This window comes from bacterium, from assembly GCA_030655055.1.
Classification (GTDB): domain Bacteria; phylum Edwardsbacteria; class AC1; order AC1; family EtOH8; genus UBA5202.
The window spans coordinates 1-24,834 of sequence record JAURWH010000159.1 but is presented as its reverse complement, the minus strand read 5'-3'; the positions used below and the strand labels follow the sequence as shown (position 1 = coordinate 24,834).

The 24,834-nt window shown below is 56.0% G+C and carries 25 protein-coding genes; all 25 read right to left on the bottom strand.

Annotation, left to right across the window (positions count from 1 at the left end; translation table 11 throughout):
- Positions 1 to 151 precede the first annotated feature (151 nt).
- Positions 152 to 1,732 carry a phosphoenolpyruvate carboxykinase (ATP) gene (gene pckA, locus Q7U71_07620; protein ID MDO9391624.1) on the bottom strand — a complete coding sequence of 527 codons (1,581 nt, stop codon included), beginning with the start codon at positions 1,730 to 1,732 and terminating at the stop codon, positions 152 to 154.
- Between the two features lie 178 nt (positions 1,733 to 1,910).
- Positions 1,911 to 2,549, bottom strand: a complete 639-nt coding sequence (locus Q7U71_07615; protein ID MDO9391623.1) for an HAD family phosphatase — start codon at positions 2,547 to 2,549, stop codon at positions 1,911 to 1,913.
- A gap of 205 nt (positions 2,550 to 2,754) precedes the next feature.
- Positions 2,755 to 3,030 carry a 50S ribosomal protein L27 gene (gene rpmA, locus Q7U71_07610; protein MDO9391622.1) on the bottom strand — a complete coding sequence of 92 codons (276 nt, stop codon included), beginning with the start codon at positions 3,028 to 3,030 and terminating at the stop codon, positions 2,755 to 2,757.
- Positions 3,030 to 3,500: a 50S ribosomal protein L21 gene (rplU, locus tag Q7U71_07605; GenBank protein MDO9391621.1), complete on the bottom strand. Its 471-nt coding sequence runs from the start codon at positions 3,498 to 3,500 to the stop codon at positions 3,030 to 3,032. Before rplU ends, rpmA begins: the two co-directional genes overlap by 1 nt.
- A gap of 48 nt (positions 3,501 to 3,548) precedes the next feature.
- A complete protein-coding gene (gene secG, locus Q7U71_07600) occupies positions 3,549 to 3,878 on the bottom strand; it encodes a preprotein translocase subunit SecG (GenBank protein MDO9391620.1) in 330 nt (109 codons plus the stop codon).
- A gap of 31 nt (positions 3,879 to 3,909) precedes the next feature.
- Positions 3,910 to 4,707, bottom strand: coding sequence for a triose-phosphate isomerase (gene tpiA, locus Q7U71_07595; GenBank protein MDO9391619.1), 798 nt, complete (start codon positions 4,705 to 4,707; stop codon positions 3,910 to 3,912).
- A 103-nt stretch (positions 4,708 to 4,810) separates the two neighbouring features.
- Positions 4,811 to 5,071, bottom strand: a complete 261-nt coding sequence (locus Q7U71_07590; protein ID MDO9391618.1) for a hypothetical protein — start codon at positions 5,069 to 5,071, stop codon at positions 4,811 to 4,813.
- A 72-nt stretch (positions 5,072 to 5,143) separates the two neighbouring features.
- A complete protein-coding gene (locus tag Q7U71_07585) occupies positions 5,144 to 7,228 on the bottom strand; it encodes a sodium-translocating pyrophosphatase (protein ID MDO9391617.1) in 2,085 nt (694 codons plus the stop codon).
- Between the two features lie 195 nt (positions 7,229 to 7,423).
- Positions 7,424 to 8,311 carry a prohibitin family protein gene (locus tag Q7U71_07580; GenBank protein ID MDO9391616.1) on the bottom strand — a complete coding sequence of 296 codons (888 nt, stop codon included), beginning with the start codon at positions 8,309 to 8,311 and terminating at the stop codon, positions 7,424 to 7,426.
- 110 nt (positions 8,312 to 8,421) lie between these two features.
- A complete protein-coding gene (locus tag Q7U71_07575; protein ID MDO9391615.1) occupies positions 8,422 to 9,720 on the bottom strand; it encodes a dihydroorotase in 1,299 nt (432 codons plus the stop codon).
- 2 nt (positions 9,721 to 9,722) lie between these two features.
- Entirely contained in the window at positions 9,723 to 10,676 is a 954-nt protein-coding gene (locus Q7U71_07570; GenBank protein MDO9391614.1) for an aspartate carbamoyltransferase catalytic subunit, read from the bottom strand.
- Positions 10,663 to 11,217 carry a bifunctional pyr operon transcriptional regulator/uracil phosphoribosyltransferase PyrR gene (gene pyrR / locus Q7U71_07565; protein ID MDO9391613.1) on the bottom strand — a complete coding sequence of 185 codons (555 nt, stop codon included), beginning with the start codon at positions 11,215 to 11,217 and terminating at the stop codon, positions 10,663 to 10,665. The genes Q7U71_07570 and pyrR overlap by 14 nt, the downstream gene beginning before the upstream one ends.
- A 384-nt stretch (positions 11,218 to 11,601) precedes the next feature.
- Entirely contained in the window at positions 11,602 to 12,162 is a 561-nt protein-coding gene (locus tag Q7U71_07560; protein MDO9391612.1) for a peptidylprolyl isomerase, read from the bottom strand.
- Between the two features lie 243 nt (positions 12,163 to 12,405).
- Positions 12,406 to 13,221, bottom strand: a complete 816-nt coding sequence (locus Q7U71_07555) for an energy transducer TonB (GenBank protein MDO9391611.1) — start codon at positions 13,219 to 13,221, stop codon at positions 12,406 to 12,408.
- Between the two features lie 2 nt (positions 13,222 to 13,223).
- On the bottom strand, positions 13,224 to 13,922 hold the full coding sequence (locus tag Q7U71_07550; GenBank protein MDO9391610.1) for a biopolymer transporter ExbD: 699 nt from the start codon (positions 13,920 to 13,922) through the stop codon (positions 13,224 to 13,226).
- Positions 13,923 to 13,926: 4 nt separating this feature from the next.
- A complete protein-coding gene (locus Q7U71_07545) occupies positions 13,927 to 14,700 on the bottom strand; it encodes a biopolymer transporter ExbD (GenBank protein ID MDO9391609.1) in 774 nt (257 codons plus the stop codon).
- 1 nt (position 14,701) lies between these two features.
- A complete protein-coding gene (locus Q7U71_07540) occupies positions 14,702 to 15,523 on the bottom strand; it encodes a MotA/TolQ/ExbB proton channel family protein (protein MDO9391608.1) in 822 nt (273 codons plus the stop codon).
- A gap of 187 nt (positions 15,524 to 15,710) precedes the next feature.
- Positions 15,711 to 17,228: a tetratricopeptide repeat protein gene (locus tag Q7U71_07535; protein MDO9391607.1), complete on the bottom strand. Its 1,518-nt coding sequence runs from the start codon at positions 17,226 to 17,228 to the stop codon at positions 15,711 to 15,713.
- 20 nt (positions 17,229 to 17,248) lie between these two features.
- Entirely contained in the window at positions 17,249 to 18,196 is a 948-nt protein-coding gene (locus Q7U71_07530; GenBank protein MDO9391606.1) for a substrate-binding domain-containing protein, read from the bottom strand.
- A 152-nt stretch (positions 18,197 to 18,348) separates the two neighbouring features.
- Positions 18,349 to 19,224 carry a prephenate dehydrogenase/arogenate dehydrogenase family protein gene (locus Q7U71_07525; protein ID MDO9391605.1) on the bottom strand — a complete coding sequence of 292 codons (876 nt, stop codon included), beginning with the start codon at positions 19,222 to 19,224 and terminating at the stop codon, positions 18,349 to 18,351.
- Positions 19,217 to 20,503, bottom strand: a complete 1,287-nt coding sequence (locus Q7U71_07520) for an MFS transporter (GenBank protein MDO9391604.1) — start codon at positions 20,501 to 20,503, stop codon at positions 19,217 to 19,219. The genes Q7U71_07525 and Q7U71_07520 overlap by 8 nt, the downstream gene beginning before the upstream one ends.
- Before the next feature lie 114 nt (positions 20,504 to 20,617).
- Positions 20,618 to 21,688, bottom strand: a complete 1,071-nt coding sequence (gene hflX, locus Q7U71_07515; GenBank protein ID MDO9391603.1) for a GTPase HflX — start codon at positions 21,686 to 21,688, stop codon at positions 20,618 to 20,620.
- A 96-nt stretch (positions 21,689 to 21,784) separates the two neighbouring features.
- A complete protein-coding gene (locus tag Q7U71_07510; protein MDO9391602.1) occupies positions 21,785 to 23,953 on the bottom strand; it encodes a tetratricopeptide repeat protein in 2,169 nt (722 codons plus the stop codon).
- A gap of 1 nt (position 23,954) precedes the next feature.
- Complete coding sequence (locus Q7U71_07505) at positions 23,955 to 24,515, bottom strand: hypothetical protein (protein MDO9391601.1); 561 nt, start codon at positions 24,513 to 24,515, stop codon at positions 23,955 to 23,957.
- A 24-nt stretch (positions 24,516 to 24,539) separates the two neighbouring features.
- On the bottom strand, positions 24,540 to 24,834 hold a 295-nt coding region (locus Q7U71_07500; protein ID MDO9391600.1), incomplete at its 5' end, for a radical SAM protein.

Below are 24,834 nucleotides of genomic sequence, written 5' to 3'. Positions count from 1 at the left end.
CAGCGGTTTGCCGGGGAACCTGGTGGACCCGAAACGGGCCGGAATTATTCCGATAGTCCTCATTGGTTATGCTTATCTGTGTTTTTACAGCAGTTAAGAAAACGGGAAGACGGAAAACCGTTTTCCGTCTTCCCGGCTGGGGGCTTTAGGATCAGGCCTTGGGGCCAGCCTCCTGGATCTCTTTGGAAGCATAGCTTTTGTACTGTTCAAAATTCTTGGCGAACATGGAGGCCAGCTCCCCGGCTTTTTTATCGTAGGCTGCCTTATCGGCCCAGGTATTCTTTGGGGCCAGCACCTCGGCCGGGACCCCGGGACAGGAGTCGGGAACCAGGATGTTAAAGATCGGATCGGCGGTGAACTTTGATTTCTCCAAATTACCGTCCAAGGCCGCTGTCAGCAAAGCCCGGGTGATGGAGATCTTCATCCTTTTGCCGGTTCCCACCGGGCCGCCGGACCAGCCGGTGTTCACCAGCCAGCAGTTGGCCTTGTGCTGGGAAAGACACTGGGCCAGCATCTCGGCATATTTTGTCGGTTGCAGTGGCATGAAGGGCGCGCCAAAGCAGGTGGAAAAAGTGGGCTGGGGCTCGGTGACGCCGCTCTCGGTCCCGGCCAGTTTGGCGGTAAAGCCGGAAAGGAAGTGGTAGCTGGCCATGGCCGGGGTCAGCTTGGCTATGGGAGGCAAAACCCCGAAGGCGTCGCAGGTCAAAAAGAAAACATTCTTGGGGTGGCCGCCCACTCCCGGGATCACGCAGTTGGGGATATGCTCCACCGGATAGGTGGCCCGGGTATTTTCGGTGATGGCATCGGAGTTGTAGTCTATCAGCCGGGTATCCGGATCCACTACCACATTCTCCAGCAGTGACCCGAACCGGATGGCATTGAATATCTGGGGCTCGGCCTCGGCCGAAAGTTTGATGACCTTGGCATAGCATCCGCCCTCGAAATTGAAGATGCCGGCGTCGGACCAGCCGTGCTCGTCGTCGCCTATCAGCCGGCGGTTGGGATCGGCCGACAGGGTGGTCTTGCCGGTGCCGGAGAGGCCGAAGAACAATGCGGTTTCCCCGTCTTTGCCCACATTGGCCGAGCAGTGCATGGGAAATACGTCCTGCTGTGGCATCAGGTAGTTCATGATGGTGAAGATGCTTTTCTTGATCTCGCCGCCGTACATCGAGCCGATCACCAGGTTGATCTTCTTCTCAAAACTGACCCCCACGAAAACATTTGATTTGGTGCCGTCAGCTTTGGGGTCGGCCTTAAGGCTGCCGCAGCCCATCACGGTAAAACCGGGTGCGAAGTTTTCCAGTTCCTGGGCGGTGGGACGGATGAACAGGGTGTTGGCGAACAGGGCGTGCCAGATGGTGTCGGTGATCACCCGCACCGCCAGCCGGTACTTGGGATCGCCGCCGGCAAAGCCGTCAAAAACGTATATATCCCGGTCCTTCAGGTGATCGTGGGATTTTTTCAAAAGCTTGTCAAACTGCTCCGGCGGACATTTGACATTGACCTTGCCCCAGGCAATCTGGTCCTTGATGGACGGTTCCTCGGCTATGAACTTGTCGTTGGGCGAGCGCCCGGTCCGTTCCCCGGTCTTGACCACCAGGGTTCCGTTGGAGGCCAGAATGCCGTCTCCGGCAGCCAGCGATCTCTCTATCAAAACCGAGGCCGGCAGGTTGCGGTAGATGTTTTTGGTGGTCTTGATGCCCGCCACCTCCAGCTCTTTTCTGATGTCCATAGTGCCTGAAACTCCTTTTAATTTATTGGATATTGATTTTACTGCTCAATATGGCCCCGTCCCTGTTCCCCAGGCTTTTTGCTGAAGCGGTAAGTATCCGTCTGGCTTGAGTCCCGAGATTTTTCATTATAAATCTTTTGTCCGGTTTTTGCAAGAGGAAACCGGCCCCGGACTCTTTTTAGTACTGGTTTGTTATCTGATCGAACCTCTGGACCACCACGTCCGCTTGGGAAAGCATCTCTTGGCCATAGGTGGTGGCCAGGCCGATGCACCGCATCCCGGCCCGTTTGGCGGCCGTGATCCCGTACGGCGAATCTTCTATCACCAGACACTGCTCCGGCCGGGAGCTTAATTGTTGGGCGGCATACAGAAAAATGGCCGGATCGGGTTTTCCCTTGTGCCCCACCTGGGCGATGGTGAAGATATTGGGTCCGAAAAGCCCGGCCAGGCCGAGCTTGTTGCCGGCGATGGCCAAAAGTTCATTGTCCAAAGAAGTGGCGATGCAGGTCTTGTGGGTGTTTTTTATGGAATTGAAATATTCCAGAAATCCGTCCACCATGGACAGCTCGGTCTCGAACAGGCTTCTCACTATCGCGATCCTTTCCCGGGCCAGAACATCCTGATCTCCGGTAAAGCCATAATGCTTCTGCATCACCAGCACCCCCTCGGCCGGGGAAGTGGAGGTCAACAGGTGCTTCAGTTTATCCCGGTCGTATTTGAAACCCCTCCGTTTCAGAAACTCTTCCTGGCCCTTGTCCCACAGTTTTTCGCTGTCTAAGATCACGCCGTCGGCGTCAAAGATGATGGTATCGATCATAAAAATAAATTGACAGGATTTAGATGATTGTTTTTTAATGCCGCAACAATCCGGCATAAAAGTCAAACGTTAGCATTACTAACTCCCGGATATATTCTACAGCACAAGAGGCATGGCTGCTTTTCCGGCAGGCCGGCCGTTTAAAATCCAGGTATCCCTGCCTTCCTGATAAACCTGCTTAAGAAAGTAAATAAAAAAAGGCGAGCTACTTGCTCGCCGGAAGTTTTAGTTCGGGATGGACGCTTATTTGTTTGTGCTGTCTTCCTTTGGGCTCAAAATGGACAAAGCCTTCGGCCACTGCGAACAATGTGTCATCGGTGCCCCGCATCACGTTGGTGCCGGGATAGAATTTGGTGCCCCGCTGCCGGACCAGCACCGCGCCGGACAAAACCTTCTGGTTGCCGAAAACCTTTATTCCCAATCGCTGGGAATTACTGTCCCGGCCGTTATTGGAAGAGCCACCGCCTTTTTTATGTGCCATTATTTCTTTCCTCCTTTAACCGCTGCCGGCTTGGCCGGTTCGGTCTTGGCTGATTTGGTTTCTATTTTTTCGGCCGCCGCTTTTTTGGGCGGGGCTTTTTTTACGGTCTGCTTTTTAGCGGCGCCGGGCCGGGCCAGTTTCTCCAGCGGCTTGACCGTGGGATGGCTGACCTTTTCGATGAACAGTTCGGTATAATGGGTCCGGGCGCCCCAGTGGCGGCGGTAATCCTTTTTGGGTTTGTAGATCATGCCCACTATCTTGGCCGAACGGGGATGGCCGACCACGGTGGCTTCCACCACTGCGTCCTTGACGGTGGGCGAGCCGACCACAATATCCTGGCCGTTGGAGACCAGCAGTATCTTTTCGATCTTATATTTTTCGCCTTCCTTGGCGTCTATCCGGGGGATCCTGACCTTGGCGTTCTGGAAGACCCGGACCTGGGTCCCGCCGCATTCTATTACTGCATACATGATGTTTTAGTTTCTCCTAATGCTTCTTTATGATGGCCTGAATTATTTTTACTTGGTGCTGCCCGGCAGCGGCTGGGCGGGCTGCTCCTGCTGCTGGGCCGGGGCCGTCTGGCCCTGTTGCAGGGATTTTTCTATGGCGGAGCGGGCCTTGGTCTGGCGCCCGGACATGAAGGACAGGGAAAGCGAGGTCAGCATGAACATCACAGCCAGCACGGTGGTGGCCCTGGTCAGGAACGGGGCCGCTCCCCGGCCTCCGAACATCTGCTCGGTGTCTCCGCCCATGGCCGAACCCAGTCCGCCCTTGCCGGTCTGCATCAATACTATTCCGATCAGGAGCAGGCAGCCTATCACGTGAATTATGAGTAGCAGATTGTACACTTTTGTCTTGCCTTTCAAAATGGAGGATGCTTTATCCCTTGAACTTTATTATCCTGGAAAAAGACTCCGGGTCCAGACTGGCCCCGCCCACCAGCGCTCCGTCGATATCGGGCTGGGCCATCAGTTCGGCGATGTTCTCCGGCTTGACGCTGCCGCCGTACTGGATCCTTACCCTGTCTGCGGTTTCCCTCCCCCATATTTGTGAGAGAAGTTCCCGCAGGTGCTTGTGGACCTCCTGGGCCTGTTCCTTGGTGGCGGTGACCCCGGTGCCGATGGCCCAGACCGGTTCGTAGGCCAGCACCATTTTAAGCGGGTCGGACAGGCTGATGTCTTCCAGACCCTTTAACACCTGGCCCTTCAAGACATCGAACGTCTGTTTCTGGTTGCGCTGGTCCAGGGTTTCGCCAATGCAGAAAATCGGAAATAACCCGAAGCCCATAACGGCTTTGAGCTTCCTATTGATTAGAGCGTCGTCTTCACCGAAATATTGACGGCGCTCAGAATGGCCAATTATAACATATTTGCATCCAAAGTCAAGCAAAAACTTGGGAGAAACCTCGCCGGTAAAGGCCCCCTTTTCCTGGTAATGGCAGTTCTGGGCGCCCAGTTCAATGCCGGTGTTTTTAACGATCTCCGATACCGCAGCCAGGGCCGTAAAAGGCGGGCAAAGAACCACTTCAACCCGTTCGACGGCCAAACTTTGCTTGCCGTTCTCAGGGCAGGCATCTTGAACAACTTTAAGCTTTTCAACGATGCCCGTAGTCAATAACCTGGCTTCTGCCAGGGAGTTATACATCTTCCAGTTCCCGGCGATGATCGGCTTTCTCATTTGGCCCTCCTAGTCCTGAGGTTTCCCCCAGATTTTGCTACCGAAGGAATGATTGGCTTACGCATTTGACCCTCCTCGTTCTGAATTGACCAGAGTTTACTGTTCATTGATCATTGTTCATTGTTTGATCCTCTTCCAGGTCATCGAATAAATGCCCCTTGCGCCACAAGTGGAACCCCAGCCGGATGACACCGTAACCAAGCACCAAACCCACCAAAGGCCAAAACTGTTCCCCCGCCGGGTTTTTGTGGAGCAGATAGCGCAGGGCCAGCAGGGAAATTCCGAACAGGATCACCACCACGCTGGAGGCCACGTTGAACCACCAGCGGATATTGCGCCTTTTTATCTCTACTTCATTTATCATAGTTTACTAAGACTGTAAAGATTAATCCCGTGAATCATGTTAATCCTGTCTATTCCAGGTTAGAACAGTTGCTTACTTCCCCAGGGATCTCAGGAACGGGGCTATCACCAGCGCCACCACGCTCATCAGTTTGATCAAAATATTCAGCGACGGGCCGGCCGTGTCCTTGAATGGGTCGCCCACCGTGTCGCCCACCACCGCTGCCATGTGGGCGGTTGATCCCTTGCCGCCGTGGGCCCCGCCTTCTATGTGCTTTTTGGCGTTGTCCCAGGCCCCGCCGGAGTTGGACATGAAGATGGCCAGCAGCACCCCGCTGACCGTGACCCCGGCCAGCAGTCCGCCCAGTGCCTCTATGTTCCATAAGCCGAATACCACCGGCGAGACCACCGCCAGCAGTCCTGGCAATATCATTTTTTTGATGGCCGCCGCTGTGGAAATGTCCACGCACTTGGCGTAATCTGCCTCTACCCCCTCTTTCCCCTCCAGCAGACCGGGTATCTCCTTGAACTGGCGGCGGACCTCGGCCACCATGTCAAAGGCGGCCGCGCCCACGGCCTTCAGTGCCATGGAGCTGAACAGGAACGGCAGCATTGCCCCCATGAAAAGCCCGGCGATGACCTCGGGCCGGGAGATGTCGATGCTTTTGATGCCGGCCTCGGCCTGAAAGGCCGAAAACAGTGCCAGGGCCGTCAGGGCGGCCGAGCCGATGGCAAACCCCTTGCCGATGGCGGCGGTGGTGTTGCCTACTGCGTCCAGCTTGTCGGTGCGCTCCCGGACCTCGGGTCCCTGGCGGCTCATCTGGGCTATGCCCCCGGCGTTGTCAGCGATGGGTCCGTAGGCGTCCACCGCCAGCTGGATCCCGGTGGTGGAAAGCATCCCCAGGGCGGCGATGGCGATTCCGTATAATCCGGCAAACTTGTAGGCCGTGACTATGGCGATGGCCAGGCAGGTTACCGGCAGGGCGGTGGACATCATTCCCAGCGACAGGCCGCCGATGATGGTGGTGGCCGGGCCGGTCAGGGCCTGCTTGGCTATGTTGCGGACCGGGGCCCGGGATTCAGAGGTATAATATTCGGTCAGCAGGCCGATGGCGATGCCTGCCAGCAAGCCCACCACCACCGCGCCGAAGATGCCGCCGGCGGTAAGTGCTGTCAGGGTTCCGGTGGGATTGCTGCTGAAATTTACGGCCTGGGGAACCAGCCATTTGGTGACCGGGTACATCAGAAGGATGGCCAGCCCCCCGGCCCCGAAGGTTCCCAGGTTCAGGGCTTTCTGGGCATCGCCGTCATCATTCATCCGGACAGCAAAGGTTCCCAGGATGGAAACGATGATCCCCAAAGCGGCCAGCACCAGTGGCAGCATGATCAGGTTGATGCCGTAAAAAACACCCAGCACCCTGGCCCCCACGCTGGCCCCCACATAGGACTCGAAAAGGTCGGCTCCCATCCCGGCCACGTCGCCCACGTTATCGCCCACGTTGTCGGCTATCACCGCCGGGTTGCGGGGATCGTCCTCGGGGATCCCGGCCTCGATCTTGCCCACCAGGTCGGCCCCCACGTCGGCCGCCTTGGTGTAGATGCCCCCGCCCACCCGGGCGAACAGCGCGATGGAGGAGGCGCCCAGCGAGAAGCCGGAGATCACCGAAAGCAGGCGGGACATCTGAAATTCATCACCGGTTCCGAAGCCCAGGATTTTGGTATACAGCAGGAACAACAGGGCCAGCCCGGCCAGACCCAGCCCCACTACTGACATTCCCATCACCGTGCCGCCGGAAAAGGCCACTACCAGCGCTTTCGGCAGGCCGGTCTTGGCGGCCTGGGTGGTGCGGACGTTGGCCTTGGTGGCCACCTTCATCCCGAAATACCCGGACAGCCCGCTGCAGAAGGCGCCGAAGGCGAAGGACAGAGCCACCAAAGAGCTTGACCCTTCCTGACCGGCGTTCATCCACCCCAGCAGGGCCGCCACCACAATCACGAAAATGACCAGCACCTTGTATTCCCGTCTTAAGAAAGCCATGGCCCCGTCCCGGATGTGCCCGGCTATCACTTTCATGCGCTCGTCCCCGGGATCCTGTCGGCCTACCCAGGAGGCCTTGAAATAGGCGAAGGCCAGGGCGGCGGCGCCGCCCAGCAATGCGATGATCAGGTAGTTTTCCATCTTCCGAAATTATATTTTAAACTCAATTTAATCTTTTATTTTACCAAAGAAGGCGTTACATTTCAATGCTTTTATCGTTTTTTAATTTTATATTTATTCTTTGCGGATAATAAAAAAGGCGGCCCTTTAGCAAGCCGCCTTTTCATGGAACCATTGGATCCCCGTTTCCCAATTTCCCATTTATCCATTTCCCATTTATTTTGTGTCCAGTATCACCGGTAGGCCGTCCTTGCCCGAGCCTATGATGACCACCTTGGCGTTGGGCGAAGAAGCCAGCTTCTCGGTGGCCTCGATCCCCTTCCAGCGCAGCAGCGGCTCGGAGATGCCCTGGGCCACTATGTTCTGGAAGTCGGAGATGCCCCGGGCCTCGATCCTTTTGCGCTCGGCCTCCTGTTTCTCCTTGGTCAGTATGAACTCCATCCTCTGGCTCTCCTGCTCGGCCTTTAGCTTGTCCTCTATGGCATCGGTCACCTTGCGGGGCAGGTCGATGTTTCGTAGCGGAGTGCTTTCCACTATCACCCCCCGGGCCGCCACCAGCTTCACCAGGTCCTCGTAGATGGTCTTGGCCAACACCTCGCGCTGGGAGGTATAGAGGGCCTTGGCCTCGTAACCGGCGGTCACCCCCCGGCAGACCGAGCGGAACTGGGGCCTTAGGATCACTTCCTCGTAATTGGGACCGACCGTCTTGTAGACCTCGGCCGCCTTTTCCGGGTCCAGGTGATACAGGGCACTGATGGAGATCTTGATGGTCAGGCCCTCCTTGGACGGCACCTCCATGTCCTCGTAGGCCTGCTGGGTCTTGATGGACATCTTGGTTATCCTGGCAAAGGGGTTGCGGAAGTTGATCCCGGATCTCAGGGTCTTGTCCGAGACGCTGCCGAAGAAGTCCACCACGCCCACATTTCCGGCCGGGATCACGGTCAGGAACCTGGTGAAGGCTATCAGTCCGAAAATAACCGCCAGCAGAAGGGAAATGGTGCGACCCTGCCGGAAGGTCTCGTTGTATTGCTTTAGCTTGCTGTTGGCCGAGACCAGGGAATACAGGGCGAGCCCGAACACCACCAGCGAAAAGATGAACAGCATGGTTTTTCCTCCTTTTTAAATTTGCCACAAAGGCACAAAGACACATTTTACAATTCACGGTTTACGATTCACAATTTGGATGTGTCTCCATGTCTCCGTGGCGCTTGTTTCTATGACCTGATTATATTCCCCTCCAGCACCGTCATCACTGTCTTTCCGGTCAGGTTGAATCCCTTGAACGGGGTATTGCGGCTCTTGGAGAAGAATTCCTCCGGCTCCACCGTCCACTTGGCTTTGGGATCAAAGATGGTCAGGTCGGCCGGTTTCCCGATTTCCAATTTATTGTTCCCGATTTTTAAAATGCCCCGGGGATTGAGCGACATTTTTTCCACCAGCTGCGACGGCGTCAGGACGCCGGTCTCCACCAAATTGGTCCAGCAGAGACCCAGAGATGTCTCCAGCCCTATCATCCCGGTGGGGGCCTGGTCGAACTCCACCTCCTTTTCCTCGTGGGAGTGGGGGGCATGGTCGGTGACGATGCAGTCGATGGTGCCGTCCTTCAATCCCTCTAATATTGCCTGAACGTCGGCCTTGCCCCGCAGCGGGGGATTGACCCGGGTCATCTCGTTGTATCCCTTTACCGCCTCCTCGGTCAGGGTGAAATAGTGGGGGCAGGTCTCGGCGGTGATCTTGATGCCCCGGCGCTTGGCCTGGCGGACCACATCCACCGTCTCGGCGCAGGAGACATGGGCAATGTGCAGCCGGCCTCCGGTCAGGGCCGCCAGTTGGGCGTCGCGGTAGGCCATGGAACTTTCGGCGGCGTTGGGTATGCCCCGCAGGCCCAGCCTGGTGGCCAAAGCCCCCTCGTTCATGGCCCCGTCGGCCGAGAGGAAGGTGTCCTCGCAGTGGGAGATCACCGGGATGTCGAACATCCGGCAGTAATCCAGGGCCCGGCGCATCAGGTTGGAGTTGGTGACCGGCTTGCCGTCGTCCGAGACCGCCACCGCTCCGGCGTGGAACATGTCGCCCATCTCGGCCAGCTCCTGGCATTCCAGCCCCTTGGTGACGGCGCCGACAGGGTAGATACCGCAGTAGGCGGTCTGGCGCGATTTGACCAGCTGGACTATCCCCTGGTTCTCCACCACCGGCGTGGTGTTGGGCATGCAGGCCACCCCGGTAAAGCCTCCGGCGGCCGCGGCCCGCGATCCGGTCTCGATGGTCTCCTCGTCCTCCCGTCCCGGTTCCCGGAAATGAACGTGCATGTCAAACAATCCCGGGGTGATGATCAATCCCGTTGCGTCTATCACCTGGGCCTTGGGATCGGGATCACCGGCTTTGCCGATGCTCTCTATCTTTCCATCATTGAGAACGATGTCGGTGACCTCGTCCCGCTTGTTGGCCGGATCTATCACCCGCCCGTTCTTGATGATTATTCTGCCTTCTGTTTTCTGGATTTTAAGTTCTTTCATCTTTATGCCTCCTTCTTAATGGCTTCCGAAAGCGAACCCTCGCCTCCGCTCAGTAGATAAAGCACGGCCATCCGCACCGCCACCCCGTTGGTCACCTGGTCCAGGATGACAGAGCTTGCTCCGTCGGCCACCGCCGGCTCGATCTCCACCCCCCGGTTCATGGGCCCGGGATGCATTACGGTGATGCCGGGCTTGGCCTTTTTCAGCCTGTCTTCGGTGACGCAGAACAGCTGGGAGTATTCGCGCAGGGAGGGCAGCAGCCCCTTCTTCTGGCGTTCCAGCTGCAGGCGCAGGACGTTGACCACATCGGCCTCGGCCATGGCCTTGTCCAGGTCGTAATAGACCTTGACGCCCAGATCCTGGATGCCCATCGGGATCAGGGTGGACGGCCCGCAGACCGAGACCCTGGCCCCCATCTTGATCAGTCCGTGGATGTTGGAGCGGGCCACCCGGGAATGGGTGACGTCGCCCACGATCAGGACGTTCAGGCCCTCCAACTGGCCCCTCTTTTCCCGCATGGTGAACATGTCCAGCAGCCCCTGGGTAGGGTGGGCGTGCTGCCCGTCGCCGGCGTTGATCACCCCGGATTTGATCCGGCTGGCCAAAAAGTGCGGCGCGCCGGAGGACATGTGGCGGATGACCACCAGGTCTATCTTCATGGCTTCCAGGTTGCGGGCGGTGTCCAAAAGGGTCTCGCCCTTCTGGACGGCCGAGGTCTTGGGCGAGATGTTGACGGTGTCGGCCATCAGCCGCTTGGCGGCCATATCGAAGCTGGCCGAGGTCCGGGTGGAGGGCTCAAAGAACATGTTGACCACTGTCTTGCCCCGCAGGATCGGAACTTTTTTAACCGGACGGTCCAGGATCTCCCTGAAGCTGCGGGCGGTGTCCAGGACCATGGAGATCTCTTCCCGGTTCAATGACTCCAGGTCCAAAAGGTCTTTTTTAGTCCACTTCATTGTCGATCTCCTTTATTATCACCTGTTGTTCTCCGTCCTCTTCCACCGTCCGGACCCCGATGACCTCGGTGTGCGAGGTGGGCACGTTCTTTCCCACATAATCGGCCTTGATCGGCAGTTCCCGGTGGCCCCGGTCTATCAGCACCGCCAGCTCTATCCGCTTGGGCCGCCCAAAGTCCAGCAGTTCGTCGATGGCCGCCCGCACCGTGCGCCCGGTGTACAGCACGTCGTCCACCAGCACCACCACCTTGTTGGTCAGGTCAAAACTGATCTCGGTCTGGTTGACCACCGGCTGGTGGGCTATGGTCTGCAGGTCGTCCCGGTAAAAGGTGATGTCCAGCGCGCCGTATGACACCGGGGTCTTCTCTATCTCGCTTAAGGTCTTGGCGATGAACTTTCCCAAAGTGGCCCCCCGCCGCTTGATACCCACTATCACCAGCTCGGACACGCCCTTGTTGCGCTCCAGTATCTCGTGGGATATCCGCACCAGGGCCCGCTCCATCTGCTGGTCGTCCATGATGACAGCTTTTTGCTTGGTCATGGTCCCTCCGTTGGTTGTTTGATATTAAAAAATGGTTAATGGCATTTCCCTCTTGCCACAAAGACACTAAGGCTCTAAGGAAGCTAATAAATTGTAAATGGGAAATAGTTTTGTGCCTTTGTGCCTTAGTGGCAAGTATAACCCCGGTTGGCAATAAAAAAAACCTCCCGTCCTGCGCTTTACAGCGTGGGTCCGAGAGGTCGATGTATTACGGTTTTCATGAATAAAGCCTTCCTGGCCTCACAGGACCAGATTAAAGGGTTAAAATATTTACCTGACTAATACAGCTATATGATACACCATTTCCCGCCGTTTGTCAAGGGGTAAATGAAAATAAAAAGGCCGAAGCGTTTGCTTCGGCCTTTTTACAAAATCCCTAAACTATTATTTCCCCTCGCTGATCACAACCTTCTTGATCACCACATTCTTCAGCGGCCGGTCATTCTCGTCCCGGGGCTGCTTGGCAATGGTATCCACCACTTCCATCCCCTTCACCACCCGGGCGAACGGAATGAACCCCATGCCGTCCAGCCGGGCGCATCCGTCGTCCAGGTTGATGAAGAACTGGGCGTCAGACTGGTCGGCTATCGGCTGCTTGCGGGATGACGAGGCCATGGACACCGTGCCCCGCTTGTTGGAAAGTTTTCTGGGCTCCACCCCCATCTTGTCGCCGCCGAAACCGTCGTTGGTCTGGTCGGCATCCTTGGAAAGCGGGTCCCCGCCCTGGATCACGAAACCCGGCACCAGCCGGTGGAAGGTGGTCCCGTCAAAGGCTCCGGCCTTGGCCTTGGCGATGAAGTTGGCCACTGTCTTGGGCGAGCTCTTGGTGGCCAGCTCCAGTTTGATGTCCCCGAACTCGGTGACCAGGGTGGCGTATTTCTTGGCCAGGGCCTGGCCGCTAAAGACCGTCAGGGCCAAGGCCAGCATCAGGATCGTTCTTTTCATTTGTCCTCCTGGGTTAAAGGTTGAATGTAGTGTATGAATTCTGTCAGGAACCGATTATTTATACTTTTAAACCAAACTCAACCCCTTCACCCCTTCTCTTTGACTTGTGCTGAGTATTGTCGAAACAAAGAGAAGGGGGCGGGGGATGAGTTCTCAAGAAACCACAAGACCGTAGGCTTATGCAACATGCCCCGAACAAAACCTTAGTTCTGTCCGGGGCAAAAACCGATATTGCTGTTTTCCCTAGTCCAAAGTAAAGGTAACCGGATACATCACCCAAACTCTGACCGCCTTGCCTCCCGGAGCCATGGCCGGAGTAAAGATGCACTGTTTGGCTGCGGCTACCGCGGCTTCATCCAGGTCGTCAAAACCCGAGCTTTTCGCCACATCGGCCTGCTTGACATGTCCGTCGGTGTCGATCAGCAGATACAGGATGACCTTGCCGGATGAGCCTCTCGATTTAGCCATGGAGGGGTATACCGGAGCCACTTTTTTCACGATCTCCGGGGTCTTCTCCATTGCCTTGAACTCGCCCTTGCCGGCGTAGACCTCTTCCTCGCCGACGGTGGCCCCGGTAGCAGTGGCTTCGCCCGAAGTGGCCAACCCGGCCGACATGGCGCCCATCTGGGACTGGGTGGCGGCATCCTCGTCGCCCGCCTGTTCATCAGGCACCGGCTTGGGAACGCCCTGGGTGGGGGCCGCTCCCGGTGCGGTGGCCGAGATCTTTTCCTGGGCCACTTCAGACCCGGTCAAGGATGGCGGTGCTCCCAGCTGGCTGTAGGTTATCCTGACCATCGGGGCATCCACCACCGGCTTGTGGGCTTCGATGTAAGCGTTGACCGCAAAGTAGGAAAGCCCGCCCAGTATCAGCATCAGCGACGATGACAGGGTCAGCAGCATGGATTTTTTTAGATTCAGCGGCATCAGTATCTTGGACTGCTTCACTCCGAATCCGATGGCCGCCGTCTGCCTGGATTGAAGCATTATCACGAAGGTGGCTATCAATGTGCCCACCAGCGCCCCGATCACAGGCAAAAATATTTCAGCTGTTACTTGCATGATTATTTGCCTCCTTTCTTGGCTTGGCCGGCCTTCTTTTTAGCGTCCTCGATGGCCTTGAGGTCATCCGAGGTCTGCTCGGTGATGGAAAACCGGGCCACCTGGTTCTGCTGGACCGCATCCATCACCGCCACCACGTTGTTGTAACTGCTCTCGCGGCTGACCTTGATCAGCACTGTCAGGCGGCAGATCTTCTCGTCCCGCACCTTGTTCAAACTGTCCAGCACCGGACGGGGGATTTCCTTGTCCTTGTTCTTGTCCTTAAAGGCCTGGTAGCGCTGGAGGAACTCGGAGCCGCTTTCGTACATGACTCCGGTGCGTCCGTCCAAATGGGCCGGCTGTTTATTGAGATTGTCCAGTTTGACCTTTGATACCAGGTAATCCAGAGAATCGAAAGCTACCGGGGACGGCACATCGTTGGCTATGTTCTGAAGAATGGTGCCGTCGCCCATGATGTTTATGGTCAGCACGTTTGATTCCTTGACCGGCTTTTGATTCTCGGTGGCTATCTCAGGCGGCAGGTTGATCTCGATGGCCTGGGGTTCCCGGAATCTGGTGGTGGTCATGAAGAAGATCACCAGCAAAAAGCCTATGTCCACCATCGGCGTCATATCCATGACTATGCCTGGCCGTCCTTTGCGTTTTCGAAGTCCGGGGCCCTTTTTACCGCTTTCTTGTGGCCCCATGTCTACTGCGCCCATGCCATCACCTCCCTTCCTCGCCAAAGGTAGCTTTGGCGTCAGTTTTAAGGTTAGTAACTAAGCTGAATCTCAGCATGTTGACATCCTGTTTCTGCAGTATCTTGGTCAGGTCCAGCATCTTGCCGGAGAGACAGTTCTTGTCCACCATCATCACCATCATCAGCTTGGGATTCTTGATGCGCTCCTCCACCACCGTGCTGCCCACCTGGTCCAAGGGCAGGGGCTGTGAGACATCGCGTCCGGTGGCATACCAGATCATCATGCTGTCGATCCTGGCATTCATCTGCTCCGGCGTTAGGGAAGCTATCTCCTGATTGGCCAGTTTGGTGACAAAACTCCCGCTGCGCCGCACCTCGGTGATGGCCAGTTCGGCCGCCCGGCCCCGGCTAAGCGGTTTGCCCGGCGACTTTACAATATCCATCAGCAATTCCGCGGAGGCCAGCGGCATCAGGGTTCCGCTCATGCCCTTAAGCATCTCCACCGTAGCCTCGGGCTGCAGTGAGGCTTCCCGGATGTTGTTGATCAAAGTGACCAGGGTGGTGGGCCCGATGCTTTCGGCCAAAGCCTTGGCTTCTTCCGGGGCCAGCACATTCACCATCATCACGTTGGCTTCCGGCACCTTGAACGGGGACCGCGACTCCGGCAGCACCACATCCACGGTGATCGGTGGCCTGGCGTTGTAAGTGGACATGAAAAAGATTACCAGCAGAAAGGCGATGTCAACCATCGGGGTCATATCCATGACGATTCTGGCCCGACGTTTCATCTTTACCGACATCTTATTTTTCTCCTATGGTCAGAAGCTGCTGCATCTCGTAGATCGCCTCATCGGTGGCGAACTGGAACTGGGACACTTTGTTCATGAAGAAGTTGTTGGCCACGATGCCGCCGATTCCGTTGAGCAGGCCGCCGGCGGTGTTGATCAGGGCCTCGGAGATGCCCAGTGCCAGCTGCGAGGCGTCCGGGGCTCCGGCGTTGGACATGGCCTGGAAGGACCGGATCATGCCGACGGTGGTTCCCAGCAGTCCGACCATGGTGCCGATGGAGGCGATGGTGGTCAGCATTATCAGGTTGCGCTCCAATAGCGGGGTCTCCAGCATGTTGGCTTCTTCGATGGCCCGCTGGACCTCGGCGTGTTTTTTGTCAGAGGTCAGGTCGCTGTTCTGCACGGCCATATGCTTTTCCAGGCCGGCCCGCAGCACGTTGGCGGTGGATCCCTTCTGGGATTCGCAGGCGGCGATGGCCAGGGAAAGATTGCCCGAGCGGAGGTGCTCCCTAAATTCCTGCATGAACACCGGGATGGGCTTGGCGCCGCGGGCCCGGGCCAGGGTAAAGGACCGCTCGATGACATAGGTAATGAGCAGGACCAACAGCAGGATCAGTATCATCACGATCGGTCCGCCGTCCTGAATGTATTTGGGCAGGGTGTTGAAGATCACATAAGACACCGCCCCGCCGATCAGATAGAGGAACAAGGTGACCAGGCCCATCTTCTTGGAAAAGGCCAGGGCCAGACCCAGGCCCAGGGCGACAACGGCTGGAAGCGCTCCCATTAACAGTATCTTGACTATGAAAGGAGCTTCGGCAAGTCCTTTTAACATTTAAAAATTTCCTCCCTAAAAAGATTGTATTTGTTTTTTTTGACTCTATTGGTTAAAGAGCCGTTTATTTTGGGGCAACCAAACTTGCCCCCGGTGTCTTTAATTAGGATGACTGTTTTTAAATGATCCTCCTTATGTTCTGGTCCTCCTTAAATTTATTTTATTTTATTCAGTTTGTAAATATGTTTTAATCCCAGATCTCGATCTTGGGCGCCATGTCGGCCAGAATGGCCTTGGCGGTCTGGTTGCCCGGATCGATCTTCAGTATGGCGTTGCATTCTGTCTTGGTCAGCACCTTGTACTTGGATTCCTTGAAATTCTTGTAAATGAAGTAGTAGTGCTGGGCCACTGATTCCATCACCGGCACCACTTCCATGTCGGGCTTGGTCTTCTTTTCCATCTTCAGCTTGCGGGCCTCGCTGAAGCAGTTCAAAGCCTCCAGATACAGGGCCTTGGCCTCGGGGCTTTTGGCGTTCTTAAGGGCCTGGGCTTTCAGCGAGTTGGACATGCCCATCATGTACCAGGCGCCATAGGCGGTCTTGGGATTCTGCTTGACCCGGCGCTTGAACCATTCGATGGCCTGGTCGTATTTGCCGCCCTGGTAATAGGCGGTGGCCTTGTCGTAATAGCTGTTCTCCACCTTGGCCGGATCCAGCTCGCAGGCTTTGTCAAAGCAGACGATGGAGGAATCAAAATTGGCCCGGGCGCTTAATGTATCCTTGGCGTCCCAATAGGTATTGCCGAGTTTGATGTAGACCTTTCCGGCTTCGTACCAGCGTTCGGCGTCCACCGGGGAAAGCTCCAGCGCCTTGCCGAAGGCCAGGGCTGATTGCTTGTAATTTTTCAGGTCCCGGTTCAGGCTGGCCAGCAGGTACCAGGCCCCGTCGTTGTTGGGATCAAGCTTTACAGCCTTTTCGCTCATGGCGATGGCCGGGGCGAAAAGGGTGGAATCCTTCTGTACCTGATAGGCCTTGGCCAGCATAAAATATCCCACCGCATCCTTGGGGGCCAATTCGGTGTATCTTTTGAAATAGTTTGCCGCCTGGGCATACTGCTTCTTTTCGTAATAGGCGTTCCCCAGGTCCAGGTTGACCTCGGCCAGGTTGGGGTTCATCTGAATGGCCTGGAGGTATTCGGCCATGGCGTCCTCGAACTTCCGCTGCCGGTAATACAGGTTGGCCAGTCCGTTGTGGGCCCCGCCGTTGTTGGGGTCCATCTGCAGCACCTGTCGGTACTCGGACCCGGCCTCGTTGAGCATGCCCTTGGCCAGATAGATGTTTCCCAGCCGGTAGCGCAGGTCCATGTCATTGGTGTTCTTGACCAGCATTTCCTTGTACAGAGCTTCGGCCTCGTCCAGCTTGCCGGCCTTGAAATAGGCTATGGCCAGCTCCTTTTGGGCGCCGTCATGCTTAAGCACCAGGGCCACCTTCAGGCTGCCGATGGCCTCATCGAACATGCTGCGGTCCAGATAGAGCACTCCCAGCCGGTAATGGGCCTCGGCCATCTTGGGCTTGATGGTGATGGCCTGACGAAGCAGGGACATTTCCTGGTCGTATTCCCCGGCCTGGTCGGCGGCCTGGGCCTGGATCAATAGGTCTTCGGCTTTTACTTTTGCAGCCTGGCCGGTGGTGGCACATCCACATAGGAGCACCAAGGCCATTGAGATGGAAAAAAGCACCCGCCAAAGATGTTGCTGGCTTTTCATTTTATCTCTCCGTTATGTATTTAAAAGGATTGAATGTTTTTTTGCTTGATCAATACCGGAACGGTGGACGGGACCAGACCCTGCTTGGCCAGTATCTGCTGCCCGTCGTTGGAGGAGACGAAGGTGATGAAACCGTGGGCCAGACTGTATCTGCCGTCCGCATAGGTCCGCTCCAGGGTTTCGTTGACATAGAGATACAGGGGGTGGGTCAAAGGATAGTTTCCCTCGTTGACCGTCTTCTGGTTGGGCAAAAAGGATCCGCTTTCCCTGACCAGCCCCACCGCCACAGCCTTTATACCATTTTCCTTGACCGGCGGCCAGACATCCCAGTCGCTGTATAAGCAGGACATCGGGACCAGGCCGACCGCCCCGGGATATTTCTTGACCATCTCCACTATCTGGGCGTTGGTGCTGCAGGGATAGGCTTTCTGGGAATAGGGTGCCCCCTTCATCACTAACTTCTGGAAATATTCGCAGGATCCCAGATTGGACCCGGGGATGACCGCCAGCATTCCCATGCTTCCCCCGGCAAAGGACCAGCCTGCAACTTTTCCGGTGAATATCTTTTCCAGCTGTTCAAAGGTCAGTTGACGGACCGAATTCTGCGAATTGACTATCACCGCCAGTCCGTCGTGGGCGATCTTGTAACCCTTGGCCTTTCCCCCGTTCAACCGGATGATGGAATCCTCTTCAGCTGTCAGATCGCGCGATACCACGGCTATCCGGGCCCGCCCCTCGTTCAGGGCCACTATCCCGGCCTTGGAGCCGCCGCCCACTATCACGATCTCGGACTTGGGATACAGGGCCATGAAGCGCTGGGACTGGCGGCGCATCATCTTTACCGCCCCGTCCGAACCGGCCACCACTATCCGCCCCTCGGTCTGGGTTTCGGTGGATTCCGGTTTTTGGTCGCAGCCAAAAATCACAGCCGCCGTCAGGACGGTCGTCAAAAGTAATCGAAATTTCATTTTTTAACCTTAATCTTGCAATTATAAATAGTTATGTAGCCAAAGTCAATAGTAAAAGCATAAAAACTTACAATTTATCTAGAAGCCAGTTGCCAGGATGGAACTCCCCGAGATTGTTGCGGGTGGTGGTTTGGAAAATGCCGCCGGCCGTGTTAATTTTTTCCTTCTAACGCCGATGAAAGCTTCTGGGTCAATTCTGGGCTTAAGCCCTGCTCTTTGGCCTTTTCCAGCACGGACTGGCCCAGTATCCGGTAGATCTGCTCATAGGGCCCGCCCCAGTTTTTCAGGGCCTGCAGATGTCCCTGAACCGTGGCCAGATCCCCCCGCATTACGGGTCCGGTCAGGGCCCCGGCCAGGCCGTCCAGTTTTATGTTCTCTTCCAGACTGTGCACCATGCCGGCCATCATCTGCCCGGCCGATTCTTCGTCCGCCCCGGCTTTGAGCAGGGCCTGCTCCGCACCCAGCCACAGCGCCACCGCCAGGTACGAAGCCATGGCCCCGGCCGCGTGATAAAGCGGCTTGTCCTGGGGTTTGATGGTGATGGAGAACCCGTCCAGCGCGGCCACCATTTCCCTGGCCTGCTCCACCGCCACCGCGTCGCCCTCCAGGGCAAAATAAGCCCCGGCCAGGCTGCCGGCCTGCATCTTCCGGGCGATGCTGACGAAGGGATGCAGCGACAGGGTAAAGACCCCGAACAGTTTCAGCGAGACCAGTATCCCGGACGGCAGAAAACCAGAGGTGTGGCAGACTATCTGGCCCTTTTTAAAGGCCTGCTTGGCGGCCAGGTTCTCGGCCACGGCTTTGACGGCCGAGTCCGGCACTGCCAGGATCACCAGGTCGGCCTCCTTGGCGGCGGCGGCCGGATCGGCGGTGGACAGAGGAGCCCCCAGCGCCTGGGCCGCCTCCCGGGCGGCCCCTTCATTGACATCGGCCACCGCTATTATCTGATAACCTTTCTGGTGCAGGGCCAGGGCCAGGCTGGTTCCCAGTTTTCCCGCCCCGATCAGGGCCAGGGTTGGTTTACCCATTGGACAATCCTCCCAAAACCAGTGCCGGTGTTTGGCCCGGGTTGCGGGCCATGTTTTTTTCCACTTTGACGAAGAACAGGTAATAGGAAACGGCCGAGACCGCGTAGCAAAAAGCCGTCAGGTAATAAGGCACCGAATAACCGTACCGCTGCATCATCCAGCCGGAGAAGGCCGTGGACAGGGCCCAGGACAGGTTCCAGGCCATGGCGGTGATGCTGTTGGCGGTGGCCCGCATTTTCTGGGGCAGCACCTCCATGGTAAAGGCGTTGGAGATGGGAGATGACATCTGCATCAGGCTGGCCCGCATCCAGAAGGCCAGCACCGCCAGGGTCAGGATGTTGTCCACCGCGCCCAGGGTCACCAGGAACGGCAGGGACAGCAGCTCCATCAGCACCACGGTCTTTACCTTGCCCATCTTCCTGGCCAGCTGGGGCCCGGCCATCACCGCCAGGGCGGTGGCCACCTGGGCCACCGAAAAATAGACCCCGATCTGGCCGCTGGTGGAATGGAACCTCTGGGCGAAATACAGGTTGAAGAACGGTATCACCAGCCCCGCCCCCAGCCCCACCCACAGGTTGCACCAGGAGAATTTGCCGATCAGCTCCCAGTCCTTCTTGTTGCCGCCCCAGATCGGTCCCGCCTCATTCTTCCCGGCGGCCGGGAGCTCGGTCATCCGGGACAGGGGATACAGCGAGGCAAAGGCCATGGCCGATCCGGCCACCAAAGTTATCCGGTAAAACCAAAGCTCGTCCGTGCTTTTGATCAGCAGCCCCAGGATCTCCGGGAGCTTGCCCCCGGCCAGGCTTCCCAGCACTCCGGCCAAAAGGGTCACCGCAAAAGAAAGCGAGAACAGGTAGGTCCGCTCGCCCGGCCGGCTGTTCTCCATCATGAACGGCGCGGTGGAAATGGTGTAGACTGTTACGGCCAGGCCTCCCAGGAAGCTGGAAGCAACCAGCAGACCCTTGCTGACCGTCAGGGCCCGGACCAGCAGGAACAGACTGCCCAAAAAACTGGCCCCCAGCATCGAACGCTTGCGGCCGGCCTTGTCCGAGTACATCGCGGCCGGGATGGCGAACAGGCCAAAGGCCAGCCCGCTTAAGGAAAGCATCCCGCCGATGAACCCTTCCTGGAAACCGGCCTCTTTCAGATACAGGTTGAAGATCACCCCGACCATGGCGTATCCCAAACCTATCAGAAAATTGGCCTGCAGGTAAAGCCGGGCATTGGGAGAAAAATCCCTGATGGTCTTGATGTCGTTTGTGACGAATCTTTTTAACAAAAAAGTCAGAACCTATGATTATATACTTTTGACCATGGCCTTTTATTCCCTGGGATTTTGGTCCAATCAGAACTGAACCCCTGTAATCCGATCCCAATAATCAGTTCCCTAAGATCAGTTCCCTGTTACCCGTTCCACTATCGCCTGCTCCAGTTCCCTGCGCCCATTGCCTTCCAGCGCCGAGAGGAACAGGGCTTTGGGGTTGCTCCATTTCAGTTCGCTCAGGGTCTTGGCATCCAGCTTGTCGATCTTGTTGAAGACCAGGATCTCCGGCTTGTCTATCTTCAGGTCCTTCAGCACGGCATGGACCGCGTCCATCTCCTCCTGGCGGGCCCGGTGGGGGGTGTCGACCAGATGCAACATCAGGTCGGCCTCGGCCACCTCCTCCAGCGTGGCCTTGAACGAGGCCACCAGCTGGTGGGGCAGACGCCGGATGAAGCCCACGGTGTCGGTGAGCAGGAATTTGTGGCCCGAGGCCAGCACCACCTGCCGGGTGGTGGCGTCCAGGGTGGCGAAGAGCCGGTCCTCCACCTTGACCCCGGCCTTGGACATCAGGTTCATCAGGGTGGACTTGCCGGCGTTGGTATAGCCCACCAGGGCCACTTTGAATATCTGGCTCCGGGACTTGCGCTGGGTCTGGCGCTGGACCTCCACCTTTTTCAGCTCCTTCTTCAGAGCGGAGATCCGGTCCTTGATCTTCCGGCGGTCCAGTTCCAGCTGCTTTTCGCCCGGGCCCCTGGTGCCGATACCGCCGCCGGGATCGGACATCTGCAGGCCGGCGCCCACCAGGCGGGAGAATCGGTACTGCAGCTGGGCCATCTCCACTTGGATCTTGGCCTCGGCGGTGCGGGCATGCAGGGCAAAGATGTCCATGATCAGTTCCGAGCGGTCTATCACCCGGCAGCCCACCGCTTCCTTGATCTTGAAGGCTTGGCTGGGCGAAAGCGGGTGGTCGAAGACCACCAGGGTGGCCCCGCTGTCGGCCACTCCCTTGGCCAGTTCCTCCACCTTTCCCTTGCCGATGAAATAGGCCGGGTCAGGGCGCTGGCGCCGCTGGACCACTATGTCTATCACCTGGGCTCCGGCGGTATTGGCCAGCCGGCCCAATTCCTCCAGGGATTCCTCTGCCTCATGGGGATTTGCCCGGCCGCTTACCAGGCTGACTAAAATTGCTTTTTCGGACATTATTTGTTTTCTGATTTTTGTTTTTTGATAGGGGCAATTCGCGTGTCCGACGAAGTTTGCCCAAGATAAGCGTAGTAGGATGAATTGCCCCTACGGTTAATACCCGCCGGAAACTTTTCTCAGATTCTGGGCCGCCTCGGAATTGGGGTCCAGGGCCGCCCCCTTGCGCCAGTATTCCATTGCCTTGTATCGGTTGCCCCGCTTGGCTTCTATTACCCCCAGCCGGTTGTAAGGCCAGGCATCGCCGATCGAGACCTTGGTAGCAGTGATGTAAAGTTTTTCCGCTTCCTTGATCTTGCCCTGGGTCTCCAGCACATAGCCCCAGTTGCAGTAGGTCAGCCCCAGGTTGACATCATATTTTACCGCCTGCTTGTAGGCTGCGATGGCCTGGTCTATCTTCCCCTGACGCAGATAAACGTTACCCAGATTGTTATATAGAATGCCGTTGGTGGGATCGTTTTGCAGGGCGACCTTGAACTGCTTCTCGGCCTGGTCCGGCAGATTGCGGCTGAAGTAATAGTTGCCGGCCATTACATACGGCATCCTGGCCTTGGTGTCCTCTTTGGCCTTGGACTCCATTTCTTTCAAGAATATCTCAGGCGGCAGATTCAGGTCGGGCAGGGCCGGGTTGACCACCATGCCATAGGTTTTGATCAGGTCCCGGTATTTTTCGTTATTCCGGACATATATCAGGCAGGCGTCGTCCCAGAATACCAGCGCCCAGTTTTTGCTGTCGATCAGATATTTGTTGAACATCTCGAACTGGGCCACCTGCCCGGTCAGGCTGTAAGGCAGGAATATCCAGTCTATCTGGTACTTGTCCAGCAGATGCAATTGCCCGGCATATATTTTCAACTGATCTTGCAGTACCTGGGTTTTCATAAAGGGTGCGATCCGTCCGTCGGAAAAGACCGGGACCTGCTGCCAGAGCAGGTAGGCGCCTATATCAAAATCGTTGAAGACCCGGGATTCGCCCCGGTGCTGTTTTAGGAACTGCACCCCTCGCTCGGAATTCATCCGGGGCCGCCAGCCCAGCCTGAACCGTTGCCACAAATGCTCCCCGCTGCGCTGGAACATCGCGGCCCCGGTTAATATCAATAGTACCAACCCGACAAAAGCAACATTCCCCGGATTTTTTATTCCATTCGAAAGCCCGGTATTCTTGCCGTGCTCAGGACTGGTTTTCGTTTTCCTGCCCTGAGCTACCAGGATGAGCGTGCCAAATCCCTTGCCGAAGGGCTGCCTTTTAATTTTGGAAAGAATTGTGTCCCAAGCCCCCTGCCAATTGGCAGCCGTAAAGGGAAACGACAGCCAGGCCAGGAACCAAAGGTACCTAGTGACCAAAATAGTTTGATAAACAAATACGGCATACAACAGCCATTCGGAAAGCCTTGATTTTTTTGCATTAAGGATTAGTCCCAGTCCCGAAAACCCTATCCAGATCAGGCCGTAAATGACGAAAGGCTCTCGGGAGAACCCCGGAGATAAAAGCGGCTGGTGCTCCAGCACCGACTTCCATATGAATATGTCGAATTGTTGAGAGACCGGATCGGTAAAGATTTTTAACGCGTCAATGGTCAAGCCAAAACCATATGGGGTTATACCCGTAGACAGCAAAGCCAGTGAGAAAGCGGCCGTCGCCCATTTGAGGAAATCCCAGTCTTTCTTAGCAACCCCGATAAATAACCCGTCTATTAAAGCCAAACCATAAAGCCCCAGGCCAATAATATATCCCAGGTGCATATTGGCCCAGGTTATGAACATTATTGCCGACCAGGAAAAGAACAACCACTTTTTGATCCGGCCTGAACGAAATAGTTCCAACAGGTAAAGCGCTAACACAAAAAACACAAAACTGATCACCTGGATCCTCTCGGCAAAGGCATGGTTTAACAACAACAATGCCAGAGCCAATGTCAGCAGGGCAGCAAAAGGAGATGCTCCCCTCAGCCGCATGATCTGCAAGCCCAAGATAAAGGCCAGGGCCAGGGCCAAAGCTTTGAAAATGACTATACCGTTGATGCCCCAAGCAACGAACAAACCATAGAACAGCAGGCTGGAAAGCCATTCATGCATGGGCCAGGGCTGGCCATAGGCCGTATGGCTCCACAGATCTATCGTTGGCGCATGCCCAGTCTGGGCCACATAACGGCCGGTAGCCAGCATGATGTACAGGTCGGGGTCAGAGGCCGGGTAGATGGACGAAACAATGACCAGCAGAGTTACAAATATCAGACAAACTGTCCATTGTGTTCTATTACTCATCTTATTTATCAACATTAATTACATTTAGGTTGTGAACTAACTGCTTTTTTCTTGTTTTCATCAACGACAGAATAACCGCCGGTAATTTTAGCAATGGGTATCTCATGAGTGCGATTATCCGGTTATAAAATGGAATGCCCATCAGTATATCACGGTAAAGACGGTAAAACTCTTTTTCCGGCAGTCTTGTCCCGGCCACAGCATGAGCCCCGTCATACAGATTCCAATCTTTGGTCGTTATTTTACTATGGATCTCTTTATACAGCGGGGAGCCGGGAAAAGGGGTCAATATACTATACCCTGGCCAAAAATATTTTTGGTTATTAACATATGCCTTGAGCTCCCTAAAGTCTTCCCCGTCAAAATCGGGGTCTATTATGAAAAGTGGCTCAAAATTTAACGCCATCTCTTTAAGGTATTTTGTTGCCTGGATCTGGGTTTCAACGGCAATGTTCTTGTTGTATTTCTCAAGGTGCTTGGCGGAGGGGGATTCATAACCAAGCATCAAAGTATCCAATCCTACTTTCTTCCATTGTTCAAAAAGATCCCTGTGCTTTACCACCGTATCAAACCTTGCCCAAATTAGTTACTTTTTCTTATTGCCAGCCCGCTGAATCATCTCCGCCAATAAAAACATCCTTTCATACTCAATCATGCTCTCATCGTCCGTGAAATAGACAACCCGGGATGTTATGGTCTCCAACTCCGACACAATATTTTCAACAGATCGCTTTAAATATTTGCCTCCGGACAGAGCATCAACTGAACAAAAACTGCATTTAAAGGGGCAACCTACCGATGTCCTGATGGAAGAAACTCCAAAGTGCCATTCGTACCTGTAGCTTGAGGAATATTTTTCCACCAGTTCTCTGCGGGGAAAT